The sequence below is a fragment of the Fischerella muscicola PCC 7414 genome, assembly GCF_000317205.1.
Lineage (GTDB): Bacteria > Cyanobacteriota > Cyanobacteriia > Cyanobacteriales > Nostocaceae > Fischerella > Fischerella muscicola.
In genome coordinates this window covers 1-5,550 of record NZ_AJLK01000053.1, presented here as the reverse complement: position 1 = coordinate 5,550, position 5,550 = coordinate 1, and the positions used below count along the sequence as shown (strand labels likewise).

5 protein-coding genes are annotated in these 5,550 nt (G+C 42.0%); all 5 read left to right on the top strand.

The window, feature by feature from the left end; translation table 11 throughout:
* On the top strand, positions 1-2,263 hold a 2,263-nt coding region (locus UYI_RS32160), incomplete at its 5' end, for a WD40 domain-containing protein (RefSeq protein ID WP_016866073.1).
* Between the two features lie 24 nt (positions 2,264-2,287).
* On the top strand, positions 2,288-2,464 hold the full coding sequence (locus UYI_RS36615) for a hypothetical protein (protein ID WP_157226310.1): 177 nt from the start codon (positions 2,288-2,290) through the stop codon (positions 2,462-2,464).
* Between the two features lie 184 nt (positions 2,465-2,648).
* Positions 2,649-3,233, top strand: a complete 585-nt coding sequence (locus UYI_RS0107545) for a thylakoid membrane photosystem I accumulation factor (RefSeq protein WP_026085808.1) — start codon at positions 2,649-2,651, stop codon at positions 3,231-3,233.
* Between the two features lie 174 nt (positions 3,234-3,407).
* Positions 3,408-4,016, top strand: coding sequence for a hypothetical protein (locus UYI_RS0107540; protein ID WP_026085807.1), 609 nt, complete (start codon positions 3,408-3,410; stop codon positions 4,014-4,016).
* Positions 4,017-4,348: 332 nt separating this feature from the next.
* The gene (locus UYI_RS0107535) at positions 4,349-5,392 is read left to right on the top strand and encodes a response regulator (protein ID WP_026085806.1); all 1,044 of its coding nucleotides are present in this window, start codon (positions 4,349-4,351) and stop codon (positions 5,390-5,392) included.
* The last annotated feature ends 158 nt before the right edge of the window (positions 5,393-5,550 follow it).

Sequence of the window (5,550 nt, the reverse complement as noted above, 5' to 3'; positions counted from 1 at the left end):
GGTGTTTAGCCCGGATGGTAAAACAATTGCTTCTAGTAGTGTCGATAACACAATCAAACTCTGGGATATCACCACAGGTCAAATTATCAAAACCCTTACCGGGCATGAAGGTACAGTCAATAGCATTACATTTAGTCCAGATGGTAAGACAATTGCTTCTGGTAGTGTTGACCAAACGATTAAACTCTGGGATGTCGTAGCTGGCAAAGCGATTAAAACGTTAACTGGACACGTCGATACAGTCAATAGCGTGGTATTTAGCCCAGATGGCAATCTGATTGCTTCCGCTAGCGACGACAAAACGATTAAATTTTGGGATGTTACTACAGGTAAAGCCAGAACTTTGACTGGCTATGACACTGGAGTCACAAGTGTCGCATTTAGTCCTGATGGCAACATGATTATTTCCGGTGATGATAGTACAGTCAAACTCTGGGATGTTACTACCAGCAAACTCATTAAAACTCTCACCGGACATACCAGTCATATTACAAACGTTGTATTTAGCCCAGATGGTAAAACAATTGCTTCTAGCAGCAATGACAAAACAATTAAAATTTGGGATGTCACCAGCAGCAATAGCAAAACTCTTACCAAGAGTGTTGATTTCCTAACAAAGGTTGTGTTTAGCCCGGATGGTAAAACAGTTGCCTCTAGTAGTGATGACAACGTTATTAAACTCTGGAATGTTGCAGATGGCAAAGCTATCAACACCCTCATCGGGCATGACAATACAGTCAGAAGTGTAGTATTTAGCCCAGATGGCAAGATGATTGCTTCTGGTAGCGATGACAAAACAATTAAACTTTGGGATACCACTACAAACAAAGTCATCAAAACCCTAACTGGACATGACGATGTGGTCTTGAGTGTCATATTTAGTCCAAATGGTAAAACATTAGCTTCTGGCAGTACTGATCAGACAATCAAACTCTGGGATATTACTACAGGTGAAGCAATCAAAACTTTCACTGGGCATTACGGGACAGTCTCTAGTGTCAAATTTAGTCCAGATGGTAAGACTATTGCTTCTGGAAGTCTTAACAAGACGATCAAACTTTGGGATGTTACCACTGGTCAACTTCTTAAAACTTTTGGGCATAGTGATGCCGTATATAGCATCACATTTAGCCCAGATGGCAAGACAATTGCTTCTGCGAGTTCGGACAAGACAATCAAACTTTGGGATGTCAGAGATGGCAAAGTCATCAAAACCCTGACAGGTCATAACGATTATCTTACAAGCATCACATTTAACCAGGATGGTAAGACACTGGCTTCTGGCAGTGCTGACAATACTATTAAACTTTGGAATGTCAGCAGTGGCAAAGAATTTCGCACTTTGACAGGACATTCTGCTTCAGTCAACAGCGTCGCCTTTAGCGGTGATGGTAAAATTCTTGCTTCTGGCAGTAGTGACAAGACAATCAAACTTTGGCGTCTTAATATAGATGATGTTCTTTCGCTGGGTTGTAACAGACTACAACCTTATTTGATCAGTAATCCAGAGACTTTAGAAAAACTCAAAGTTTGCCAAAATCAATCTCTGTTTTTAGCAGCAGCCCCCACTTTAGTTGTCCAAGGTGAAAAGTTGGCAATAGAGGGTAACTATGAGGATGCAATTGCTAAGTTTAAAAAGGCGCAAGCATGGGATTCTAAGTTAGAGATTAATCCCAAACTGAAGGCTGCACCAGCCTATGTCACTCAAGGTAGAGAATTAGCAAAGCAGGGCGATTTTTCTGGTACGGTTACCAAGTTTAAACAAGCACAGCAACTAGATGCAAAAATTGACCTCGATCCAGATACTGATGGTTTACAAGATAATGCCGAAGCCGTTGCCAAACTACTTAGGGCTGAATATTTAAGACTGGAAGCTGAAGATTATTTAAAACAGGGTGATTTCACAAAAGCTGTGGCAACATACACAGAAATTGAAAAATTACAGCCAACAAAAGACACTTTAGCTCATTCTTGGAATAGCCTGTGTTGGGAAGGTGGTTTACGTGGTTACGCCAAAGATGTGATGTTTGCCTGTGAAAAAGCTGTGTCCCTCATACCCGATGATGGCAATATCCGTGATAGTCGCGGTTTGGCAAGGGCATTAACTGGCGACACCAAGGCCGCAATTGAAGATTTTGAAGCATATATCAAATCGATTGATGATCCCCAGGCGAAAGCAAAACGGCAAAGTTGGGTGAAAGATTTAAAGGCAGGTAAGAACCCGTTTACACCGGAGGAGTTGCAGAAGTTGCAAGGCGAGTAGGGATGAGGTGGGGAGTGTGGGGAGATGGGGAACTCACCGGCCCCCACTCCCCCAAGGGAGTGGGGATTAGGGGCAGTGGGGAGGTGGGGCAGTGGGGAGGTGGGGAGATGGGGAGGTGGGGAGAGATCAGAGGCGATCGCACTACTAGTCCACCACATAAGTTTTGAGGAGTTGCAAGGGGTCAGATCCCCGACTTCTTGAAGAAGTCGGGGATCTGGCCAAACTATCAAAATCAATATGGTGAACTACTAGAAATGAAAAATAAGCGATCACGTCAATCCCACCACAAGAAGCGTTATCTTAAAAATTGGTAGCAAGCGTCATAATATTATGTGCTGAATTCAGCATCCACTGACAAAAAATAGAGATTAAAAGGTTCCTTTTGATGAAAGGCATAAAGTTGCAATTTTTACCCAAATCTTTTCTTAAGTGGCGGCGTTTTTTGTCCGTTTTTTTGCTGCTTGTGTGCCTAATCTCCCTAAGTATGTCACCAGCCTTTGCAGGTCTTAAAGATGACAAATATGATGGTAATGTCTTTGTGGTTTATGCTGGTAATGGTTCACTGGTTCCACCTAGAGCTACACTAGCAACAGCCTTAAAGGAACATAAACCAGCATTACTGGTCTTCTACGTAGATGACAGCAGTGATTGCAAAGAATATGCAATTGTTGTCTCGCGTTTGCAAGCATTTTATGGTGCAGCTACAGAGATAATTCCCGTCAGCGTAGATACGATTTTACCCACCCAAACTTATAATCCCACAGAGCCAGGTTATTATTACTCTGGTGCTGTTCCCCAAATTGCCCTGTTTGATCAGTCTGGTCAAGTAGTCTTAAATAAGACAGGCCAAGTACCGTATGAAGAAGTAGATGATCGACTGCGGGAAGTGTTTGATTTATTACCACTATCCCAAACAGTAGAATTAAAACGCCGCTCCTTTAATGAGTTAAACAGTGAGTTGACAGAATAAATCTTGGGGCAGACAAATTTAGTCTGCCCCACATTTTTAGTACAACTTGCTACTGCATATTCAAAAAGTATCAGAGAAAATATCCAAATAAGCATAAAAATTAAAGGAGAATAACCATTGACCATTGACCCTTGAATCTTGACCATTGACCATTGACTAATGAAGTGCTTTATGGTGTCAAAGGTTTATACTACAGAGGAGCTAATCAATATTTTGGCAGCCGAACGCCAAGCTTGCTTGAAGGGCGATCGCCTCAAATTAGAGGTAAATGTCTCTGGCAATCCTGTGATTGATCAATTTATCAGAACTGATGGGCTGCAAAAGTTCACCGCCTATCAAGATTTTAAAGCAGCTATCCATGAATATCAAAAAGAATATCTCGTTTCTGGCATTATTTGGCGTGAATTAACTGTTAAAGGCAAAACCATTAGTTATCCCGAAGTAGATTCGCAATTAATAGCTTTATCTGGTGACTTAGATATATTAAAAGCAGCAAAAAGTTCAATATTGGAATTTTGGAATGAAGTAACTTTAGAAATGGATTTATATTTGAGTGTTAATAACAGTAAACAATATCAACAAATAATTAAAGCTGACGTTGATAGAATTGCCCAAAGAACAGAATGGGCAAATATATGTTGTTTTGAAAAATCTAACTTTTTAGAAATAATTTTGCAGTTGGGATGGGGTCAACCACAAGAAGCATGTTATAAACGAGGTTTTCCTACCTCAGGTAGTGAATTTATTCATGCTGTCAACCCGGGTAATTATCCCATTGGTTAATTTATCTATACTACTGGCCAGTTCACCCTGTAACACTCTAGTCGTTAGATTAAACTTAAATATAGAATTCATATCGTGTCTGCTTAAACACTTAGTAGCACCTGGCGTCCCGTTTCGGGGGAGCGAGGGGGTGGGGAGGGAGTAAGATTTTCCCCCCGAAACGGGGGGATTAAGGGGGGTTTATTCGGCTTTTACAAGAAGTCTATTGCCTACGCAAGCAATATCAAGTTCAGATAATTAATTTATATTCCGACTACGATAATAACTATTAGGAATATCCCAATTACCCATTACCCATTACCCATTACCAATTAACAATAGGCAAACTATTTGTGAGCGAAGATAAATTTATCCACTATATTCAAATTATCCGGCAGCAGATAGAAGTTCTACATAAATACATGATGCCGTTGTCAACACAGGAGGAAGAGGTAGCTGAAGCGCTTGAGAAAATTACTGCCTCCCTAGAAAACTTGCAATTATCCCAAGAAGAAATGCAAGCAAATTTAGAAGTAATAGAAGTCATTGAGGAAGAATTGCAGCAGCAGAGTGAGCATTTAGCAGTCGAATCTCAGTTTTATTACGAGCTATTCCAATTTGCACCTGATGCCTATTTGCTAACAAATCCTCAAGGAGTGATTCTAAAAGCCAACCGCGCTGCTGCCACATTATTCAACGTGTTGCACAGTTTCCTAATAGGCAAACCATTAGCACTTTTTGTCCCTGAGACAGAGCGTTCGGTCTTTCGTAGCAAACTGAACCAACTGTCCCTGGTAGATTCTGTGCAAGAGTGGGAAACAGTTATGTGTCCGCGTGGCGGTCAACCTTTTGACGCTTCGCTGATGGTAGCACCTATCCGCAATACTTCTGGACCACTGGTTTCGCTACAGCTTAGTATACGGGATGTCACTAAGTACAAGCAGGTGAATTTACAACCACAATCAGTAACAGCACGTCAGCTGCTGCCTCTGGCAGCAGCTATAGAAACTCCTCATTCGCTGGATGGCTTGCGGGTACTATTTGTGGATGATGAAGCCGATGCCCGCGAGTTTATTACTGTAGTGTTAGAGCAACATGGAATTTCAGTAACAGCGGTTGCCTCAGTAGCGGAAGCGCTTTCTGTGCTGGAGCGATCGCGCCCCGATGTCATAATCAGTGATATCAGAATGCCTGATGAAGACGGCTATGCTTTAATTCAGAAAGTCCGGGCAATAGAAGCCGAGAAAGGATGGCACATTCCCACTGCTGCCTTGACTGCTTATCTCGCCGAAGACCGAGCAAAGGCACTAAAAGCAGGTTTCCAATCGCACTTGCATAAATTGGCTGAACCAACAGAGTTAGTAGCAATGGTTGCACAGCTTGCAGGGCGAAGATAAGGCAGACGGCAGAGGGCAGAAGGGGTTCCCCACAAATTCGCTCTCCGAATCGCGAATTTGTGGGGCCCCGCAGATGGCAGAAGGAAGAAAATATATTTTTTGCTTTCTGCCACAGGGTTTAAAGGTACTATTGTTTATTCATAATTGAAGAAGGCAGA

Coding starts and splice junctions, on each gene's coding strand:
- UYI_RS0107545 (WP_026085808.1), top strand. CDS start 2,649: ATGAAAGGCATAAAGTTGCAATTTTTACCCAAATCTTTTCTTAAGTGG.
- UYI_RS36615 (WP_157226310.1), top strand. CDS start 2,288: ATGGGGAACTCACCGGCCCCCACTCCCCCAAGGGAGTGGGGATTAGGG.